Below are 20,053 nucleotides of genomic sequence, written 5' to 3' on the forward strand. Positions count from 1 at the left end.
TTGCTCGCGAATGCGGTGGGTCAGCTACCACATTGATCAACTGACACACCGCCTTCGCGAGCAAGCCCGCTCCCACAGTTTAATGGCTAGATTCCTCGCTCTGCGTCAGGCCTGTAGTTTATTTTTTTGGACACTACAGGCCGGGTATTTGAATCATTTTCCGGACGTCCACCATTTCCAGCGGCCCTGTTTTTTCAGGGTCGCGATGATGTCTTGGCGTTTCTGGCGGATTTCTACCATTGTGTGGCGCATTTCGCGGCAGCGGTTGCTGTTGAGGATGAGCAAGCCGATCAAGGGGCTCAGGAGGGCGGTGGCGTAGAGGTAGGTGTTGGGTTGGTAAACGATTGTGGGGAGGGAAGCCACAAAGCAAATAAAATAGACGCTCACATTTATCCAGACCCAATGAATACGACCGTACAACACTTCTGCTTTGGCTAGGGCAAACACTCCACCCAATCCGATGCTGCACAAAAAAACGGTCTTGGCCATAACGTCTACGGTTTGAGTAGAGAGATAGGTGAGCATCGCGAGGATCGTGGTTAATGCAATCGAGCAGCAGCCGGCAAGCATGTCACCCGCGATTAACGGCATGTACCGCTTGAGCAATTGCCAAGGATCTTCAATAAAAGCCGCTGAGTAACAACGGTTTTTTATGTTGCCTTTTTTGCTCACTGTATGACTTCCTCGTAGATGCCAATCGCTAATGCCCTCACATTTCCGTTCGCTGCACTGCTGGTGAAACTCAGCGAGGCTGCTGCGACATCCATTATATGGATGACGGTTGCCCGTTGCATTTGTGTGGCGCTAATACGTTTGGGAACCCGGCCGGCAGCTTTTTCCAGTTTTAGCTGTTTGAGCGTCAGTTTCGGGTGCTGGATTCTTAGTAGTTCATTGCTGAGCTTTGTACGCTCTTGCCGAGTCAGGCCTTTGAGCGCTTGGTAAGTGGTTTTCCCCGTTACGTTCGTGGTTGTCTTGATGACTTTCATTGTTACCAAAGCCGATGTGGTAACACCTAGTAAAGCAACACCGTCCAGCATGGCTGTCGCAGCCTGGTACCAAGCTTCGTTATCCAGATAGTCATTAACTTGAGGAAAAGCCGCCTCTGTTCCCGTCCGTATAACGCCAGCGATGCATTGAATAGTGCCCGCAACAGCAGCGGCTTTGCCGATGATTGAAATAACTGCACTTGTCCCTGCCGTAAACGGCATCAATGCCACACCACTCGAAACCACGACCCAGCTCAGTATCGCCCCTGCACACGTCACCGCCGTATTCACCGCTTCTGCCACTAACTTCGACTGTCGCGGCTCATGCTCCAACATCCGCTTGAACTCTGCCGGCCCCACGTAGCGAGGCGCTTCACGCAGAACTACTTTCTTGGGCACCACACTGCAAATCGCCTGAAAATCACGCAGGGTCACGACGTTGAAGTCTTCGTCGATGTACACCACTCCAGCGCCAATCAATGCCGGGTCTGCGTCAATGGCAGAGAACAACCGGCGCAGATCCAGGCTGCTTTCAAGTCGTTGGCGTGTCGTGCGGTGGGCTGAGGGGAATCCATCTTTCAGCAGGGAAGCCGCCATGTCTAAACTCCTTTTATGCGGGAGCCGAGAGAGTAGAGACGGGCAGGCAGGGCTGAATGTCGGAAGGTTCGCCAATTCAGGTGAGGTGCGTCCTTATCCTGCTTTGGCGTCTTGTTAGCACCCGCCGGATTAGTGAAAAGTGCGCGCCACGTCAGTACCGACGCCTACATAAACAGGGAAGAACCATGGCAGTTGATATGTTTTTGAAGCTGGGAGATATCAAGGGCGAATCAAGGGATGAGGCCCATCGCGACGAGATTGACATCACCGAATGGGCGTGGGGGCTGTCGCAGAGCGGATCGATGCACAGCGGCACAGGCGGCGGTGCGGGGAAAGTCGATATCGCCAACCTGAACCTCAAAAAACCGCTGGATAAATCCAGCCCCAATTTGATGATGGCCTGCGCCAGCGGCAAGCATTATCCCGACGCAAAACTGGTGGTGCGCAAAGCGGGCGGGGCGAGCCCGGTGGAGTATCTGGTGATCAGTTTGAAGGAGGTGATGGTGGCGTCCTACAGCACCAGTGCTGATCAGGCGGGTGATGCGGTGTATGACAGCTTTGCACTGAATTTTGCCATGGTGGAGGTGAGTTATCAGCCGCAGAAGGCTGACGGCGGCAAAGAGGGCGGGCCGGTGAAGTTTGGCTGGAATATTCGCCAGAATCAGAAGATCTGAGCGCGGGTGGGTGCACTTGGCATCGAACCCGCCGCACAATCAAGGCGCACACACCAGCGCCTGCCGTTCATAGTTCAGCGCCTTGTTCTGCGCCGGCAGTGCATACGTCGCACGGCATTGCTGCTCGCCCCATTTGATGATCAACGTACCCTGATCCTGCTCCACCAACGCCAGTGCATTGCCATTCGGATCAGCGATTGCCAGCTGCTTGCCAGCGGTGTCTTCCAGCGAGGCACCGAAGGATAACGGCTGATGCTGTGCGTCATACAATTCAAACAACACACGTCGCCCCTTGGACCCGCTGTAGCGCGCGACGACGATGGCGCCCCGGCGTGGCACCAGTTGCTGGGAGGCGTTGGTGATTTCCACGTCGCCGCCCAGGTCGCGGGTGTCCAGGCTGATCCAGTTCACCCGATAGGGCTGCGCGGTGGGGATCACCGCATAGCCGTTGTAACCGGTCTCGACCCCGCTGTAGCTGCTGATCTTCGCCCCGGCGATGCCCGGCACTTCGGCCAGTGCAAAGGTCTCGCTGACGGTCTGCCCCAGGTTGACTCCGCCCGCGTGGGCCACCACCGAACCGGCGAGGTTGAGGTTTTGTGAGTTGTAACCCTGGCCCTGGCTATAGCCGAGGCTCACATCCGCCACGGACGTGCGGCTGTTGATATTCACCGAGCCTGAGTCGCCACTGGTATCGCTGTGACCGGCCTGCACTGAGTAGAACGTGTCGCTGGCATCAGCGACGTAGCCGTTGACACCGGCCTGAGTGGTGGTGTCGCCGTGAGTGCTGCTGGTGGTGACAAATGCCCGTGGCGCGCGGGCCTGGCTGCCCAGCGGGAACGAGATGGACAGGTTCACCTGGGTGTCGCTGCTCGGCTGGCCCCAGGTGACGATTTGCTTGGTGCGGGTCACGCCCAGGTTGTAGCTCAAGTCGCCCCAGTTGCTGGTGTAACCGGCGGAAAAACTCTGCGAGCCGCCACGGTTCCAGTAGCGCTGATCGCTGGCATTCATGTACAGGCTGCCGAATTCGCGGTTGCGCCCGATGCTTTGGTTGATGGTCAGGTCGGTGCGGGTTTTCGAGTTGCCGGTGCGCACGCGGGCGCCTTCGCTGATGTCTTCGACATGGTCGGTGAGGCTGCGGTAGCCCTCAGTGGAGTAGCGGTAGGCGGCCAGGGTGAAGTTGGTGTCGGTGCCGGCGAACGTTTTGGCATACAGCGCGCGCACGCTGTTGCCTTGGGTGGTTTGCCCGCGCGCCTTGCTCGACGAGTGAGTGACATCCAGTGACACCGCACCCAGCGAGGTGTTTTTGCCGGCGCCGAGGGACAGCGCGCTGTAATCCTCACTCGCTTGCACGCCGACGATGCCGCTGAGGTTGCTGGTCAACCCGTACGCGACGGTGCTGCTGATAAAACGCGGCGTGGCCAGGCCGTCGGCATTGCTGTTGAAGGTGCCCGCCGAGACGCTGTACTTGACCTGGCCTTCGCGCACCATGATCGGCAGGCTGGAAAACGCCTGCATGGTCACGCGGCGGCTGCCGTCGGCTTCGATCACGGTGATTTGCAGGTCGCCGTTGGAGCCGCTGGGGTAGATATCGTTGATCTCGAACGGGCCCGGCGCCACGTTGGCGGTGTAGAGGATGTAGTCGTTCTGGCGAATTTCCACCGTCGCGTTGGTCTGCGCCACGCCACGAATCACCGGCGCATAACCGCGCTCACTGTCGGCGCGCATGCCTTCGTCGGAGGCCAGTTTCAGGCCGCGATAGCGGACGCTGTCGAACAGGTCGGTGTCGGAGAAAATCTCACCGGCGCTGAACTGGCCCTTGATCGCCGTCACGTCGTGTTGCAGGTACGTGCGGTTGCTGGTGAAGGTATTCGGGCGCCCGGTGCCGCTGCTCAGGTTGGACTCGTTGCGCAGTCGCCAGGCACCCAGGTTGATGCCGTTGCGCAGGCCCAGATTATTGTTGATTCGCGTCTTGTAGTCGCCGGCAGTTCGGCTGCTGTTGAGCTGATAGTTTATGAACGCAGCGGGCACGCCGGCGTCCCACAGTTGGGGGTCGACATAGCCGCGCAGGCCACGCTGCATGGCCGCTTGCGGGATGCTCGCCATCAGGCGCAGGCGGCTGCTGTCATAACGCACGCTGGCGTCTTTGATCATGTCCGCCAGGGGGTAGCATTCCAGCGGGTGCTGCGGGTCGACTTTACCTTCGGCCTGCAAGCGGGTCATGTCGATGCCCAGTTGCTTGAGCAGGTCGAGGGTCAGGCAGGCTTCCACCCGGCCGTTTTGCGGGTTGCGCTTGAAGTCGATGTCGCGCCGGCCCACCAGCACTTCGTTGCTGTACAGGTCGACGCGGTAATTGCCCGGCAACACGCTGTTGGCCGACAGCAATTGCTGCAGGTCGACGGGTGACTGCGAGCCCTGCAGGAACGTGGTGTTGAAGGTTTCCGCAGCGTCATCGGCCAACGCCAGCGCCGGCAGGCTGGCGGCCATCGCCAGCGACAGCGTCTTCAACTTCAGTGCGCAACGCGCGGGCCGGGTGCTGGAAAGAAAAGACATGCGAAGACCTGTGGCAGCCCTGATCAGCCAACAGGCGGGCACGCGAACGCGCCCGCGAAGTAAGCCGGAGGGTGAGCGGAAATTCTTAAGGGTTCAGACGTGACTCAGTCGCGTAGACGGCGGCCGAAACGCCCCGGGCCAGGCGTGCGGTGTATTGATTCTGCGCGCCGTAGTCGTTGATGCTGGAGAACGACAGCTGCACCGGGCCGTCGCCGGGCAGGGCGCCGAGCGGGAATTGCTTTTGCTCGCCGGGCGCGATCATGGTGGAGTCACTCGCCAGTTGTGTCTGTACTTTCACATCGGCCATGGACACGTGATACAGCGTCGGGTTTTTCACCTGCAAAACGGTCTGCGCGCCGCTGCGCACCAGCGTCCACGCAAGCTGCGCCGGCGCCTGCAACGCCGAACCGAGCAAGCCGGCAGGGCGGTAAAAAATCTTGATGCGCTGGCGGATGGCCAACTGCAAGGTGTTCTCGGCTGCACTGGCCTTGGGGATTTCCTGCACGTTGAGCCACACCACCGACTCACGGTCCGTGGGCATGCCCGTGCCTTCGTACAGAATGCGCAGCAGTTGTTGTTCCTTGGCAAACACGCGTGCCAACGGCGGGGTCACGGCAAACGGCGCGCGGCTGCCGCTGGCGTCGTTCATATCGACCCAGGACTGCACCAACACATCCTGATTACCGTTGCGCACGGTGATATTGGCTTCCTTGTGGTCGCCATCAAACACAATTCGGGTGGCATTCAATGAAATGCTGGCGCCTGCCGGGGTCGCCAAAAGCACGCCCAGCAGCCCCAGGCACGCGGCAAAAGAACGAGGCAGCATGAGGGTTATCCGGTGAAGTCAAAAGAAAATGGCGAGGCCGCAGGGCCTCGCGCGTTCGGTGCCTGAGCGCCGGGTTATTCGTATTGCAGGATGAACGGCAGGGTGGCATCACCACGACCCGCGACAGCGGAACCGGCTGCACCGGTGGTCACGTAGGCAGCGGCGAAGCTCAGGGTGGCGTCGCCGCCCTCGGCGCCTTGGCCGTGCATAGTGCTTTCAATGCGTGCGGTGGTTGGCGAGCTGAGGTTGATCAGGCCACCGTTGCTGTCGAGCAGGGCGATACCGACGTTTTTAGCCGACGCGGAACCGGCGTTCAGGGCCAGTACGTTCTTGCCGGTCACCAGGCCCGAACCGCCATTGTTGGCATCAAAAATCATCGCGACTTTGGTGCCCTGGTTGCAGTTGACGTTCAGGTTGAAATCCTTGGCAGTCACGCGGCCGGCAGTCGGGTTCTCTGCGGTGCCCATGTCCTTGATCGAAACGTTGCCCATGTCGACCGAAATGCTGCGGTCGGAGTTGGCGCCATCTACCGAACAGGCGTCGTTGTTGATGACGCCGGTGAAGGTGATTTTACCGCTGCCACCCAGGGTCGGAACAGGCGCTGGGTCTTCGGCAAACGCGCTGCCGGAAGCGGCGATGATGGCCGAGGCGATAACCGCCAGGGAAAACTTCTTCATGATGATGTCCGTAAGTGTTGGTTGAAAAAATGCTGTTGTTGAACTGCCAGGAAAGAGTAAGCGGCAGGGGCGGGCGGGCGAATAAGACGATTCTTATAAGCCGCGAAGCAGACGGGTCGAATGCCCTGAAATGCAGGAGGAAAAGCACAAGGCGAGGGGCAAAGCCATTGCCGGGGAATGGCTTGCGAGGGGTGTGTCAGTTGAAAATATTACGCGCCAGGCAATACGCCAACAGGTCCTGGTCACTGCTGACTTCAAGCTTGCGCATGGCCGAAATCTTTTGCGCGCTGATGGTTTTCGAACTGCGATGCTGGCTGCGCGCAATGTCACTCACGCTCATGCCGGAGATAAACAAACGCAGGATTTCAAACTCTTTGGGCGACAGCGTGGAAAAGCGTTCGTCGATGGCCGTGAGTGTCTCGATCACCGAGGTTTTCGGCGGCTCCAGGCTGCGATAGACACCCCGTAGCGCAATCGCCTTGAGGGCGAGTTGAATCTCGGTGTGCAGCTGACTTTTCTGGATGATGCCGACCACCCCCAGTTCCTGCAGGCGAGTGAGGATCAGGTGATTGGAAATCATCGTCAGGATCAGGATCTGCACCTGCGGGAAGTGCCGTTTCAGGTACTCCACCAGCTTCAGGCCATCGCCATAGGGCGAGTCGCCCGGCATGTTGTAATCGGTGATCACAATGTCGACGTCCTGGCGCTGCAACAGCTCGATCAGGCCCGCCGAGCAGACCGCCTCACCCACAACCTGAAAGCGCGTGTCACGCTCCACCAGTTCGCGTACCCCGAGCAGCACGATCGGGTGATCGTCCGCGATAACCACGTTGAATTTTTTCATAAGGGCCGTCCGTAATGCCGGTTCAAGTGAGGGAAGCGTTCCCGGGCTGAAGTTCAGTGCTCAGTCGTCACGTGAGTGTTTCTAGAACGGCCGACAGTCGCTGTGTCAGCGCCTTTACCTTGAGCGCCAGTGCGGTGTCGAGGCTGCCACGGCCAAGTGCGGTTTCCAGCTCGATACACGCGTTGGCCAGGCTCAGGGCCTGCACTGCGCCCAGAGCCCCGGCAGTGGCGTGCAGCAATTGGCCGAGCTGGTGCGCATTGCGTTGCTCCAGCGCTTCGTCGATGCGTTGCAGGTCGTGCTCAAGGCTGCTGATGAACAGCGGGCGCATCGTGTCCGACATCTGCACGCTGTCCTCGAAGTGCTCGGCCGGCAGCTCTGCCGGTAGCCTGATTTTGCATAACTTGATCAGATGAGCGCGCAAGGTTTGCAGGCTCAGAGGTTTGACGATCCAGGCATTCATGCCCACGGCCAGGCAACGCACGCCTTCTTCACGCATGGCGTTGGCGGTCACGCCAATAATCGGCAAGTGGGGGTCGTGCTCGCGCAAAATCGTCGCGAGTTCATAGCCGTTCATCAGCGGCATGTTGACGTCGGTCAGCACCAGGTCAAAGGCCTGTGGCTGCCAGCGCTGCAGCGCCTGCTCGCCGTTGTCGGCCAGGGTGACCGAGCAGCCGAGTGCCTGCAGTTGCTCCTTGATCACCGCCTGGTTCACCGGGTTGTCCTCGGCAACCAGGATGCGCAAGCCCAATTGCCCGGCGCTCTGCGGCCTGACTACGGGCGCAGGCGTATCCCGGCCATGCTGGGCCAGTGAAACGGTGGCGGCAATCGCGCGCACGTCGTGCATGTCCACCACCCAACCCTTTTCCGTGTGCAGGGGCACGCTGTGGGCGCCAGGTACACACAGCACGCGTTGGCCTGCCACAGGCGGGGCGTTTTCGTCTGGCAACATGTCCACCAGCACCCCGTGTTCCCCGCGCGGCGCCTGTGTGGGCGCGGCGAGGGCGGCCGTAACACCCAGGCGATTGAGCCAGTCACACAGCGACTGCGCCAACTCGCGCACCGGAGCCTGCACAAACACCGGGGTGAGGCTGGGTTCTATTACGGGCAGGTTTGGCAGTGCACCGCAGCACAGCGGCAAGCGCAGTTTCAGGGTGAAGCTGCTGCCCAGGCCAGGCTCGCTGACGACGCGGATTTCGCCGCCCATCATCTGCGCCAGCCAGCGGCATATGGGCAAGCCCAAGCCGGCGCCGCCTTCGCTGGAAGTGTCGGGCGCCTGATAAAACAGGTCGAACAGTTTGGCTTGCTGCGCCTCGGCAATACCCACGCCGGAGTCAGTGACTTGCCATTCCAGGTCGGCGCTTTCACTGTCGCGCGCGGTCACCCTGGCGCGGATGACCACGCGCCCGACGTCGGTGAACTTGAGCGCATTGCTCACCAGGTTGTTGAGGATCTGGCGAATGCGCATCGGGTCGCCCATTACGCAGTCCGGTAGTTGCGGATCAATGCAGCTGTACAGTTGCAAACCCTTGCGCTGCGCGAATGCCGTGTAGGTGTGCAGGGTGTCTTCGAGCATGTCCAGCGGGCAGAAGTCCACGGCTTCGATTGCCATTTGCCCGGATTCGATTTTCGATACATCCAGCACATCGCTGATCAGTTGGAACAGCGTCGCCGACGAGCGCTGGATGGTGTGCAGGTACGTGTTCTGCTGCGCGTCCAGTTCAGTCAGCCCGAGCAATTCAAGGGTGCCGAGCACGCCATACAGCGGCGTGCGGATTTCATGGCTCATGGTCGCCAGGAACAGCGTCTTGGCTTCGTTGGCGGCATCCGCGGCGCGGCGCGCGTCTTCCAGGGCGGTGGCATCGTCGATGTGCCGGGTGATGTCGTTGAAGGCATACAGGCGCACGTCTTCGGATTGATAGCGCGTGGACACAAAGCCGATCTGCAAGTGCCGGCCTTCGATTTCAAGGTGGGTCTCGCCGCTGTCGGCGCTGTCGTGCACACCGGCCAGGGCCGCCACCAGGCGCTCGCTCCCCGGCCATTGCTGGGCGCGCTGGTTTTCGATCAGCACCGTGTTGTCACTGCGCCGGACCACGCACAACCCGGTGGGCGCGGTGTCGATGATCACGCGGCTGAAGGCCACGCTTTCGGCAATGCGTTCGTGGGCCAGGCGTGCGGGTGTGATGACCTGGCGCCGGTACCAGCGGCTGCCGGCCCAGCCCAGGGTAATCAGGCTGGCAAAAAGCAGGGCCAGGCTGCTCAGCGGCCACAGCGCATAGTGGAAAAAATGCGCGTAACTGAGCGTGTAAACCGCGCTCCACGGCTGCTCACCGGTTTCGGTAATCTTGAATTCAAAGCCGTTCGCCTTGAAATGCACGCCGTCGCTGAGTGACGCGCCCAAGGCGTCTGTGCCGTTGAAGGTGCTGCCATCGTGCGCGATCAGGGTGAAGCGGTCGAACGCCGAACGGTCCAGCGTGCGCTGTATGTCATCGGCTTGAGACAGGTCGAGCAAGGTGCCAACCACCGCCTGGTGCGTGCCGTCGAGGGGAATGCCGATGTACGCCAGCAGATGCTCGGGCGCAGGCCCCGCCTGCCAATACACACGGTCCGCCTCGAGTACCTGGGGCGCCTGCGCGAGGGTGTCCTGCACCGCATTGATCAGCCCCGACGGGTTGTCGGCGTCGCTCGGGCTGTCGCCGTGGCGGTAGCCGATGGACGGAATGGTGATGGAGTAATGGGCCTGCCGGTTGGACACAAAGGTCTGTGGCGCCTCGTACGGCGAAGACGACCAAAACGCGCTGTAGTAACTGCTGAGGTGGGCGCCGAGGGCGAAAATCTGCGGCCTGGCGGCGACGTCCACCAGCTGTTCATCGAGCTTGACGCTGAACGGCACCGAGAACGAATACTTCTGGCCTTCGTACAGCGTGCGGCGGGTATCGACCATACGGCTTTTCAGGCTGACGTGAACGTCGGTGGCCCGCAGCAGCTCGGCCTGGATGCCCGGGTGCGCGAGGGTCTTGAGGTACATTTCCTGCTGCTCGAGATTTTCCATCAGGCGCACGAAATGAAAGCGTATGGCGCCGTAGCGAATATCCACCGCGCGCTGCAGCGACCAGACGTTGCTCAGGCCCAGCAGCAACACGAGCCCGAGCATCACCATCAGGCCTTTGTTCAAGCGAGACGAGCTGCGAGTAAAGGCTTCGAGAACCGCGTTGTTGTGCTTCATCAGTGGGGTCCGCAGGCGCAGGGAAAATCGGCACTGGAAGGAGTCTAGTCCTTAAATCGGGCAGATAATCCACCGCCAGCTGCTAGTGAGATGTCGCGGGGCCATCATTGTTCAATAGTTGCTGAAATTGATCGGAAGAAACCGCGTGGGAGATCAGAAAGCCCTGCACTTGATTGCAGTCTATCTTGCGCAAAAGCGCCAGTTGCTGGGGCGTCTCGACGCCTTCGGCGACCACCGTCAGCCCCAGTTTGCGACCCAGTGCGATGATGCTTGCCAACGCCTGGGCCATGCCTTCATTGTCGTGGCTGCCCTGGACCAGTGCCTGGTCGATCTTCAGCTCGGTAAACGGCGTGGACACCAGATTGAGGTAAGAGCTGTAGCCTTTGCCGAAGTCGTCCTGGGACAACCCGAAGCCTTTAATGCGCAATCGGCAGGCGCCGGCGTAGAAGTTGCTGATGTCCTGCGGCACCGAGCACTCCATCAATTCGAAGCAGATCATCCCCGGGATACCGTCGTAGTGCAGCACGAACTCAAGCAGGCGATCGGCCAGGTCATGGCTGTTGAGCAGGTGCGTGGGCAGGTTGATCGACACTGGAATTTCATAGCCGCGCTGGCGCCAACGCTCCTGGGCATGGATCGCCTGTTTGAGCACCAGCCACAACAGGCGCTCTTCCAGTTCAAACGCCTTGATGGCCGGCAAGAACGCAGCGGGGAGCATCACGCCCTGCTCGGGGTGCATCCAGCGCACCAGCGCTTCGGCAGCGACGATGCGCCCGTTGGCGAGGGATTTTTTCGGTTGGAACCACGCCTGGAACTGGCCGTTGCCCATGGCCTGCACCAGCGTGTGCCGGTCGATATCCAGGTGCTCGGGTAACGTGGGCGAGGGTGTGCGGGCCTTGTTCTTGAGCTGGTCCACCACCGTGCGCAACGCGTCGGCGGCGACCGGCTTGGAGATCAGCCCGATTACTTCCACATCGAGGTTCTTGGCCACCAGGCTTGCCGCCATCAGCATGCGCCGTGAGGCCGCGCTCATGATCGCCAGGGCCGGCTTGCAGCGCAGGCCGGCCAGGCACTGGATAAACTGCACGCCGTCCATGCCGGGCATCAGCAGGTCGGTCAGTACCAGGTCGAAATCCCGTTGGCGCAGACGCGCCAGCGCTTCCTTGCCATCCTGGGCGGTTTCGAGCATGAAATCCCCCAGCTCACCCAGCAGGTGCTGCAGGTAGATGTGCTGCAGGGGATGGTCCTCGACAATCAAAATACTAAGAGGCTTCATGGGTGATCCGTGCATAAGGCGCCAGGGAGTTGAATAGAGCTCGCAACGCAAAGGGCTTGACCAGGCAATGGTTCATGCCGGCGGCCAGGCACAGGTCGGCCTCGCCGCGCATGGCGTTGGCGGTGGCCCCGATGATCGGCAACGGGCAGCCTTGGCGCCGCAGTTCGCGCGCCAGTTCATAGCCGTTGATGTGGGGCATGTTGACGTCCGTCAGGACCACGTCGAATTGGCCGGCGGTGTACAGCTGCAGCGCTTCCTGACCATCGGCCGCCAGTTCCACGGTGCAGCCGAGTTCTTCGAGTTGGTCGCGCAAAATCAGCTGGTTGATGATGTTGTCCTCGGCCACCAGCAGGTGCAGGTTGAGCTTTTGCAGGTCCCGCTGGCGCGTCGGTTCATCATTGCGCGCCACCCACAAGCCTTGGGCCTGGCTGACCGCCTGATGAATCGCGCCCAGGTGGTTGAGGTTGACGTGCCACGCGCCCGCGTCGGTTTCCGGGGTGTTGCAGGCGTTGCCGCTCACGTGGATCACCGGGCCGGGCCAGTCGGGCGCCAGCAACGGATCGACGTTGCCGGGGTGCACTTGCAGCAACAGGTGGGTGTCTGGCAGCGTCGGCAGGCCGGTCTGTGCGCGGGCGCCCCAGCGGCGTAACCAGCCGCTGATGGCGTGGGCCAGTTCGGGGATCGGCGAGGCGACGTAAATGGTCTCGGCCAGCAACGGTGTCATCGGCGCGGTGGGCGCTTCTTCCAGGGGCAGGGTCAGGCTGAAACTGCTGCCCAGCCCCAGTTCGCTGACCATGCGGATAGTGCCATTCATCAGTTCGGTGAGGCGCTGACAAATCGGCAACCCCAAACCCGTACCGGCGACCACATGGGTGTTGCCTTCGCTCTGGTAGAACGGCTCGAAAATCAGCGCCTGGTCTTCCTGAGTAATGCCTTTGCCGGTGTCCGAGACTTGCCACAACAGGCTCGTGCGCTCGCCCTCGCGGCAGAGCACTTTGACCCGCAGCACCACGCGCCCGTAGTCGGTGAATTTCACCGCGTTGTTGAGCAGGTTGTTGAGAATCTGGCGGATACGCGTCACGTCGCCAATAAGCCGCTCCGGCAGCTTGGGATCAAAGCAGGCGTAAAGTTGCAGGCCTTTGCCCTGCGCGGCAGCGGCGTGGCCCTGGATGATCTCGTGCACCAGGTCCAGGGGCGAGAACTCGCTCAGTTCCAGGGCCAGTTGCCCGGCCTCGATTTTTGACACGTCGAGTACGTCGCAGATCAACTGCAGCAATGTCGAGGATGACCCCTCTATAGCGTGCAGATAGTCTTTTTGCTGGGCATCCAGCTGCGTGCGCGCTAACAGTTCGAGGGTGCCGAGCACGCCATACAGCGGCGTGCGAATCTCGTGGCTCATGGTCGCCAGGAACAGCGTTTTCGCGGCGTTGGCTGCATCTGCCGAGTGCCGTGCTTCTTCCAGCGCGGCCTCGACTTGCTTTCGCGCGCTGATGTCGCTGAACGCGCAAAACAGCACGTCTTCGCCTTTGTAGCGGGTCGGCGCGCTGCTCAGGTACAGGTGACGGCCGTCGACCGTCTCAAAGTAATCGGAGCGCTCGCCCGGCTCGCCAGCGAAGGCCTGCTCGATCCAGCCCGCGCGCAGGGCTTCGCGCTCGGGGCCGTCGCCCAGCCATTGTTGGGCCAGGGTGTTTTCCAGAACCACCTGGCCGTCGGTACGGCGCAGTACGCAAAGGGCGACGGGAGCGGTCTGGATGACGTCGCGGCCGAATGCCTCGCTTTCGATCAACGCCTGGATCCGATGGATCGAGGGCACGATAAAGCGCTGGTCTACCCGGCGCATCACCAGCCAGATCAGCGTCAGGCTGAGCAGGCAGAACAGCAGTGAACCGAGCAGCTGTTTCCACACACCATTGATCACGGCGCGCAAGTCGATGGAGTACATCAGCTGCCAGTCCGAAGACTTCAAGTGTTTGCGAATCACCAGGTGATCGGGCAGGAAACCGTTGCCGACGAAACCGAAAAAGCTCTCTTCTCCGGGCCTGAACCGTTGCTGGCTCAGGCCCGCGTCCGCGCTGTTGGTGAACACCAGCAGGCCCTGGGAGCTGAGCATCATGAACTCGCCCGCGCTTTGATCGCTGAGGGCCGAGGACACCTCGCGGCTTTCCATCTCCAGGCCCAGCCACCCTGACTCGGCATCGCGTTCGTCCAGGCGGATGAAAATGTACAGGTGTGCGTGCTGCTCGGTGGTGTCGCTGAGCCACAGCTCGTTGAGCGTTGCCGGGTCACTGTGTTGCAGCGCCTTGAGGCGGTTAAGCATGTACGTGGAGATCGGCAGCACCTGCGCGGTGGCGTCGTACAGGCGGGTGACCTGCGGGTTCGGGCCGGCGTTCACGTAGAGCAGGTTGAGTTGCTTGGCCTTGAGGTAGTCGCGCATGCGCTCAGTCAGCCAGAGGCTCCACTGGTTGCCCGGCGTATCGCCCAACAGCATGCGTTGTTCTTCCGGGGAGGGCGGGTAGGGCCTCGACTGCTTGCGCACCGCTGACAGGCTGAGGCTTTCGAGCAGGGCCTCACGGTTGGTGAAAAACGTGTGAGCCTCGGCAATCGCGCTGCTCATGTAGCCGCGTCGCTGGGAAATGTCGTTGTTGAAGGTCGACAGCAGAAACGTATAGACACCGCTGAGGATGCCGATCAATAAAACCGTCGCGAAAATACGAAGCAGCCTTCTGGCTGCTTCGGGTCGGGAGAGGACGGGGTTGATCTGGAGCAGATAACTTTTCAATCGCATCGGCAGACTTTATTCGCCCGCCGGTGCGGGTGGCATAAGACGATCCTTAAAAAGCCGCTACTTGTAGTACATATCCACCACCACGGCGGCGTCGAACGCGCCGGGCACTGGCGGCGTTCGCCATTTCAGGTCGGCGCGAAATTCATCGTGGCTCTGGCCCAGCCCCATCAGCTCCTGGAGGGTGAACCAGGTGTTGAACGGCAGTTGCTTGTCGCTCTCGGCGCGCGACAACAAAATGCCCACCGAATTGTTGTTGGGCGGCACCAGCAACCCGTCGATCACGCTGCCACCCCCCGGCGTGGTCGCGAAGCGTGCGCTGACGGTGTAGGGCGTGTCGCAGCCCTTGCGCAGGTTCAAGCTGAAATTCGCCGTGCTGGCAACCTCACCGATCGACGCCTTGCGCGAGGGTGTTGGGAAAATCACTGTGCTGGGACTGATGGTCAGTTCGGGTGTGCACGGCACGAAGCGGATGCCGTTCATGCCGGTGACCACGTAGTTAAAGTTACTGTTGGGTCGTGAGTTAAGCCCGAGCACGCCATCCAGCTGAAATACCCGGTAGGAGGTCAACTGGCTGGCCTGGCCGCTTGGTGGCGTGGGGTCGTACTTCTCGATGAATACGCTGAAATTGAGGGTGAACCGGGCCTTGTCCCAGCCCACGCAACTGGATGCGGTGCAACCTCGGTCGGAAAAGAACCCGGTGCCGACCTTGCCGGTGCTTTGAGTGATCGGCACGTTGTTGTAGCGGATGCCCACGCGGATACCCTTGCCAATGCTGACGCTTGCCGGATTGACGTAGAAGTACACTTCTTCACGTCCGTGGAAGTAGTCGTCCTTGCAAATCACATTCACGCTGCGCGGGCCAGACTCCCAGATGATGGAGCCGTTGGGCGCATCGGCAGCGACCGCCAGCGCGGTACCCAGCGCCTCGGAAGTGATGACCGAATTGGTGCCATCCTCGCGGCAGGCCAATGCATAACTGGTGCCGGGCAGCGCAACGCAGCCCCACAGCAGCAAGGGTAGAAAACGTTTGGTCAGAGACATGAGTGCAGGTTCCTCGCGAACTATCACTTGAGCGCCGCGCTGTGGCGGGCCTGCAAGCCGATATCGGTGATTTCGGTGAAATGGACGGTGGTGCCTGTTGGCAGAACGCCGGGTGCCGTGAGGGTTTTGCTTTCCCGGGGCTTGAGCAACAGGTAGTCGCTGAGCGCTTGAGTGTCGGTGTGCAGGTTCACCAGTGACAGGTGATAAGCGCTCGGATTGCTCACCGTAATGCTGTGCCCATCGGCGCTGCTCCACACCAACTGCTGCACCGCTTCGGCGGAGCCGCCGGTCAACTGCGGCGGGCGATACAACAGCTTCAGGCGTTGGCGTATCGCAAACTGCACGGCGTTGGGGTCTTCCGGCTTGCGCGGGATTTCCATGATGTTCAGCCATAACAGCGATTCGCGGTCGGTCGGCAAGCCTTCGCCGGCATACAGGATGCGCAGTTGGTGATGCTCGCCGCCGCCGAGCCTCACCAGCGGTTCGGTTGCAGCAAACGGCACGCGGCGGTCCGCCGAGTCGTCCTCGCCAGTGATCCAGGTTTGCACCACCACTTCCTGGGATGCCTGGTTGACCACGCCCAGGGTCGCTGCCTTGTCCTGGCCAAAATAAATCAGGCGGGTGCCTTCGATCTTCAGCGCCGCACGGGCGGAAGGCGCGAGGGCGAGCATCAAGCCGGCGAGCAGCAGCAGTCTGAACAGTGACATCAACACAGGCGAATTCCATGGGTACGTGGGGCGACGCAAGCCATGGTAGGGGGCGCAAAGCGGCAAGGCTTTCAGGCGATTCTTAAAAGTCGCTGAGTGCCCCCGCTTACCGTTTCAGAATCGCCTTAAAGTCATCGTTGGCGCCTGACCGTTACCGTGATCACCGTTGAATGATCGACGTTGATGCCCAACTGTCAGGTTTACTCTATGTCAAATAAAGCGTTACGCCTTCTGATTGCCGATGCGGATTTCCTGCAACGGCTCAAGATCGAGAAAATGCTCAATCAACTGGGCTATCACCGCATTGCCCCCCTCAGCTCGTTTGATGAATTGATGGGGCTGACGCGTTCTGGGGGCGTTGCATTCGACCTGTTGATCATCAACACGGCGTTGGTGCGTTCAACGCAGGTAAACCTGCTGAAGTACTGCCATGACAACCCGCAAATCCGCCACACACTGATCTATGACGGCCAGTGTGCGCTGAGTTCGGTGGTGTCGGTTTCGGTGAGCCAGACCCTGCATTTGTCCCTTTCGCAATCGCCGGACTTCAACTCGTTGCGCCGCTGCATGGAAATCGTCGACCCCACCCACAGCCTGCCGACCGTCGAACGCCCCGTGTTACGTGCGGTTGACGGCCGCATCGTGCCGCCGTCCATAAGCCCGCGAGCACACTGCGAGGGCGACCCGGCGGTGGTGGCGTGCGCGATCGGGCTGGTGCCCAAGCGCTGATCACGCGTCGGTTAATCACGCCTTACGGGTTGGTGGCGGTCGTCCATTGCCCAGTGGGGTTGGCGAGGTTTCAAGCACACAGCGCCCACCCAACGCTCGGGTCTTGAGTTTTCAGGCGCGGCAACAATTCCCTGTGGCGAGGGAGCTTGCTCCCGCTGGGCCGCGAAGCGGCCCCAAAAATGGCACTGCTACGCAGTCCAGCGCAAGCAAACTCCCTCCCCAAAGGTTCAGTGTTCGCCAGGGCTTTTACTTGTCCTTACGGGCATCCATGGTTTTTTGATGCTCTTTCAGGAATGGCTGTTCAGCCGGGTCAAAGCGATCAATCCCGGCGGTAAACCGATGCCAGTACGGGTACAGCGGCTGGCGTCGCGTGGCGGCTTCGATGCGCGAGGACTGTTCTTCGCTGAGTTTCAATTCAGTCGCGGCGAGGTTGTCGCGCAGGTGTTCCTCGGTCCTGGCGCCGACAATCAGCGAGGTGATTCCCGGACGGTCCTTGAGCCACGCCAGGCAGGTGCGCGCCACCGATACCCCGTGTTCATCACCGACGGCGGCGAGGGTTTCGATGATGTCCAGCGCCCGCTCGTAATCATGCACATAGGGTTCCGGCCAGTCGCTGCCCTGACGGGTGTTGGCGGGAGGCTTCTGCCCGCGACGCGTCGAACCCGTCAGCAGGCCTTCGCCCATCGGGCCCCACACCAACGTGCCGATGGACTGGTCGAGCGCCAACGGCAGCAACTCGTACTCGGCCTCGCGGGATTCCGGGGTGTAGTAAATCTGCTGGGTGATGGGTTTGAGCATGCCGTGCAGTTCGGCTTTGCCCAGGGTTTTCATCATCTGCCAGGCGGTAAAGTTGCTGGTGCCGAAGTAGCGAATCTTGCCCGAGCCGACCAACAGCCGCAGGGCTTCGAGGGTTTCCTCGATCGGCGTCATGCCGTCCCAGTTGTGCAACTGGTAGAGGTCGATATGGTCGGTGCCCAAGCGCTTCAAACTGGCTTCGCAGGCGCGAATCAGATGGTAGCGAGACGATCCCGAGTTGTTCGGGTTGTTGTCCACGGGGCTGCGGCCCTTGGTGGCGAGCAGCACGTCATGGCGCTTGTCGCCCAGGGCTTTGCCTACCACTTCTTCGGCCAGCCCGTGGGAGTAGAGATCGGCGGTGTCGATCATGTTGACCCCGGCGTCGAACGCGATGTCGAACATGCGCCTGGCCTGGGGCACGTCCACCGAACCGCATTTTTCGAACTCGGCACGACCGCCAAATGGCACGGTGCCCAATACGATTTCGGATACCAGCAGACCTGAATGGCCCAGTTGTCGGTATTGCATGTCGCCTCCTGCCTAACGTTGTACGTAAGGGTGTGAACGACTGGGGTGGCGATAGTTTGAATTTTTTCATGAAATCTTCGTGCGCCTGTCGCACCATTGCGCCCAACAGGTTTGAGAGGAACACCGCGTCCATGAGCGCACTGATAGAAACCCGCGCCCTCACGCGCACGGACGAGCGCCGCCACGTGCCCTTGCTCCAACCCACCGATTTCACCCTGCGGGCCTGCGACCGCGTGTCGATCACCGGCGCCTCCGGTTCCGGCAAAAGCGTGTTCCTGCGTGCGCTGGCATTGCTCGATACGCCCACCTCGGGGCAGGTCCTGTGGAACAACCAGCCGATCGCCAACGCGCAGATTCCCCACTACCGCAGCCATATCAGCTACCTGTCGCAACGCCCGGCGCTGCTGGAGGGCACGGTGGAAGACAACCTGCGTTTCCCGTTCAGCCTCAAAACACTCCGCGCGCGCAGCTTTGATCTGCACGCCGTCACCACGCTGTTGGGGCATGCGGGCAAGTCCTCGGACTTCCTTGCAAAAAACGCCAGCGACCTGTCGGGCGGTGAATCTCAGGTGGTCTCGTTGATTCGAACCCTGCAGCTCAATCCCGAAGTGCTGTTGCTGGACGAACCGACCGCCGCCCTCGACCCCACGTCGTCACGCGATGTAGAAGCATTGATCGACGCCTGGTTTGCCGCAGATAAAGCCCGCGCTTATATCTGGGTGTCTCACGACCTTGAGCAGGCGCAGCGCATGAGCGACATCCATTTGCACATGGACGCCGGTGTATTGAGCGGAGCGGCCCAGCCATGAACTACCAAAACCTTACGGCGCTGGACATGGGCATCGCCGCCTCGCTGATCCTGATCAATGGCGCGCTCTCGCTGCTGCTGCGCCTGGGCCTGGAGCGCCAACTGTTGTGGGCGGCGGTGCGCACGGTGGTGCAGTTGCTGGCGATCGGTTACCTGCTCGGCTGGGTGTTTGAGTTCGCCTACTGGTACGTGGTGCTGCCGCTGATGTGCGCGATGACCTTGATCGCCGGCATCTCGGCAGCCGGGCGCGGGCGGCGCACGTACAAGGGGCAGCGGGTCGACAGCATCCTGTCGGTGTGGGGCAGTTCCTGGCTGGTGACGGCGGTGGGCTTGTTTGCGGTCATCCGCATTCACCCGTGGTACGAGCCGCAGTATGCGATTCCGATTCTTGGCATGATTCTCGGCAATACCTTAACTGGCGTGTCGTTGGGTATTGAGCGCATGACGCAGGAGTTGACCTCGGGTCGCAACACCATCGAAATGATCCTGGCCCTGGGCGGTTCACGCTGGGAGGCTGCGCAAGAGGCGATACGCCAAGCAGTGCGCGCCGGGATGATCCCGACGCTGAACCAGATGACCGTGGTCGGCATCGTCAGCCTGCCCGGCATGATGACCGGCCAGGTGCTGGCGGGGGAAAACCCGGTGGACGCAGTGCGCTATCAGATCGTGATCATGTTCCTGATCGCCGCTTCCTCGGCACTGGGCACCGTCGGCGCGGTGCTGCTCACCTACCGGCGGTTATTCTCCACAAGCCATCGTTTTTTGCGCGATCGATTGGAAGAGCGCTGACATCCCCAAAAACAATAGAGATTCAATGTGGGAGCTGGCTTGCCTGCGATGGCGGCGGCATTGCCAATAGAGATGCCGCCTGACCCACCGCTATCGCAGGCAAGCCAGCTCCCACAGGGGATCAGCGGCATTTCAACATCTCCATTGGCAGGTCTATCGTGCCGGGCACGCGCTCACCAGCGGTGAAGATCAAATGTGGGAGCTGGCTTGCTCGCGAA

The 20,053-nt window shown here is 60.9% G+C and carries 16 protein-coding genes; 4 read left to right on the forward strand and 12 right to left on the reverse strand.

The genetic code is table 11. The features are described from left to right. Positions 1-153: 153 nt before the first annotated feature. Positions 154-672 carry a hypothetical protein gene (locus ACP7A2_RS23495; protein WP_426136160.1) on the reverse strand — a complete coding sequence of 173 codons (519 nt, stop codon included), beginning with the start codon at positions 670-672 and terminating at the stop codon, positions 154-156. After that, positions 669-1,583: an NAD synthetase gene (locus ACP7A2_RS23500; RefSeq protein WP_426136161.1), complete on the reverse strand. Its 915-nt coding sequence runs from the start codon at positions 1,581-1,583 to the stop codon at positions 669-671. The genes ACP7A2_RS23495 and ACP7A2_RS23500 overlap by 4 nt, the downstream gene beginning before the upstream one ends. Before the next feature lie 185 nt (positions 1,584-1,768). Between ACP7A2_RS23500 and ACP7A2_RS23505 the strand changes: the two genes are divergently transcribed. Then, positions 1,769-2,257, forward strand: a complete 489-nt coding sequence (locus ACP7A2_RS23505; RefSeq protein ID WP_426136195.1) for an Hcp family type VI secretion system effector — start codon at positions 1,769-1,771, stop codon at positions 2,255-2,257. Positions 2,258-2,296: 39 nt separating this feature from the next. On the opposite strand, the gene ACP7A2_RS23510 is transcribed toward ACP7A2_RS23505, so the two are convergent. The 9 genes from ACP7A2_RS23510 to ACP7A2_RS23550 all read right to left on the reverse strand — a co-directional run bounded on the left by ACP7A2_RS23510 (position 2,297) and on the right by ACP7A2_RS23550 (position 16,186). After that, positions 2,297-4,807 carry a fimbria/pilus outer membrane usher protein gene (locus tag ACP7A2_RS23510; RefSeq protein WP_426136162.1) on the reverse strand — a complete coding sequence of 837 codons (2,511 nt, stop codon included), beginning with the start codon at positions 4,805-4,807 and terminating at the stop codon, positions 2,297-2,299. An 85-nt stretch (positions 4,808-4,892) separates the two neighbouring features. Further along, a complete protein-coding gene (locus ACP7A2_RS23515) occupies positions 4,893-5,633 on the reverse strand; it encodes a fimbrial biogenesis chaperone (protein WP_426136164.1) in 741 nt (246 codons plus the stop codon). Between the two features lie 74 nt (positions 5,634-5,707). Next, positions 5,708-6,310, reverse strand: coding sequence for a fimbrial protein (locus tag ACP7A2_RS23520; protein WP_426136165.1), 603 nt, complete (start codon positions 6,308-6,310; stop codon positions 5,708-5,710). Positions 6,311-6,506: 196 nt separating this feature from the next. Beyond that, entirely contained in the window at positions 6,507-7,154 is a 648-nt protein-coding gene (locus tag ACP7A2_RS23525; RefSeq protein ID WP_348057558.1) for a response regulator, read from the reverse strand. 67 nt (positions 7,155-7,221) lie between these two features. Continuing rightward, positions 7,222-10,377 (reverse strand): response regulator, encoded by a 3,156-nt coding sequence (locus ACP7A2_RS23530; RefSeq protein WP_426136166.1) that lies wholly within the window; start codon positions 10,375-10,377, stop codon positions 7,222-7,224. A gap of 82 nt (positions 10,378-10,459) precedes the next feature. Continuing rightward, positions 10,460-11,653 carry an EAL domain-containing response regulator gene (locus ACP7A2_RS23535; RefSeq protein WP_348057554.1) on the reverse strand — a complete coding sequence of 398 codons (1,194 nt, stop codon included), beginning with the start codon at positions 11,651-11,653 and terminating at the stop codon, positions 10,460-10,462. Further along, positions 11,640-14,438 carry an ATP-binding protein gene (locus ACP7A2_RS23540; protein WP_426136168.1) on the reverse strand — a complete coding sequence of 933 codons (2,799 nt, stop codon included), beginning with the start codon at positions 14,436-14,438 and terminating at the stop codon, positions 11,640-11,642. Before ACP7A2_RS23540 ends, ACP7A2_RS23535 begins: the two co-directional genes overlap by 14 nt. A gap of 57 nt (positions 14,439-14,495) precedes the next feature. After that, positions 14,496-15,479 carry a fimbrial protein gene (locus ACP7A2_RS23545; RefSeq protein WP_426136170.1) on the reverse strand — a complete coding sequence of 328 codons (984 nt, stop codon included), beginning with the start codon at positions 15,477-15,479 and terminating at the stop codon, positions 14,496-14,498. Positions 15,480-15,502: 23 nt separating this feature from the next. Further along, positions 15,503-16,186, reverse strand: coding sequence for a fimbrial biogenesis chaperone (locus ACP7A2_RS23550; RefSeq protein ID WP_426136171.1), 684 nt, complete (start codon positions 16,184-16,186; stop codon positions 15,503-15,505). Between the two features lie 207 nt (positions 16,187-16,393). Between ACP7A2_RS23550 and ACP7A2_RS23555 the strand changes: the two genes are divergently transcribed. Then, positions 16,394-16,915, forward strand: coding sequence for a chemotaxis protein CheY (locus ACP7A2_RS23555; protein WP_426136173.1), 522 nt, complete (start codon positions 16,394-16,396; stop codon positions 16,913-16,915). A 246-nt stretch (positions 16,916-17,161) separates the two neighbouring features. On the opposite strand, the gene ACP7A2_RS23560 is transcribed toward ACP7A2_RS23555, so the two are convergent. Next, positions 17,162-18,238 (reverse strand): aldo/keto reductase, encoded by a 1,077-nt coding sequence (locus tag ACP7A2_RS23560; protein ID WP_426136174.1) that lies wholly within the window; start codon positions 18,236-18,238, stop codon positions 17,162-17,164. A gap of 131 nt (positions 18,239-18,369) precedes the next feature. Between ACP7A2_RS23560 and ACP7A2_RS23565 the strand changes: the two genes are divergently transcribed. Then, positions 18,370-19,047 (forward strand): ABC transporter ATP-binding protein, encoded by a 678-nt coding sequence (locus ACP7A2_RS23565; RefSeq protein ID WP_426136175.1) that lies wholly within the window; start codon positions 18,370-18,372, stop codon positions 19,045-19,047. Continuing rightward, on the forward strand, positions 19,044-19,835 hold the full coding sequence (locus ACP7A2_RS23570) for an ABC transporter permease (RefSeq protein ID WP_426136176.1): 792 nt from the start codon (positions 19,044-19,046) through the stop codon (positions 19,833-19,835). Before ACP7A2_RS23565 ends, ACP7A2_RS23570 begins: the two co-directional genes overlap by 4 nt. The last annotated feature ends 218 nt before the right edge of the window (positions 19,836-20,053 follow it).

This window comes from Pseudomonas sp. PWP3-1b2, assembly GCF_049896045.1.
GTDB classification, from domain to species: Bacteria; Pseudomonadota; Gammaproteobacteria; order Pseudomonadales; family Pseudomonadaceae; genus Aquipseudomonas; species Aquipseudomonas antarctica_B.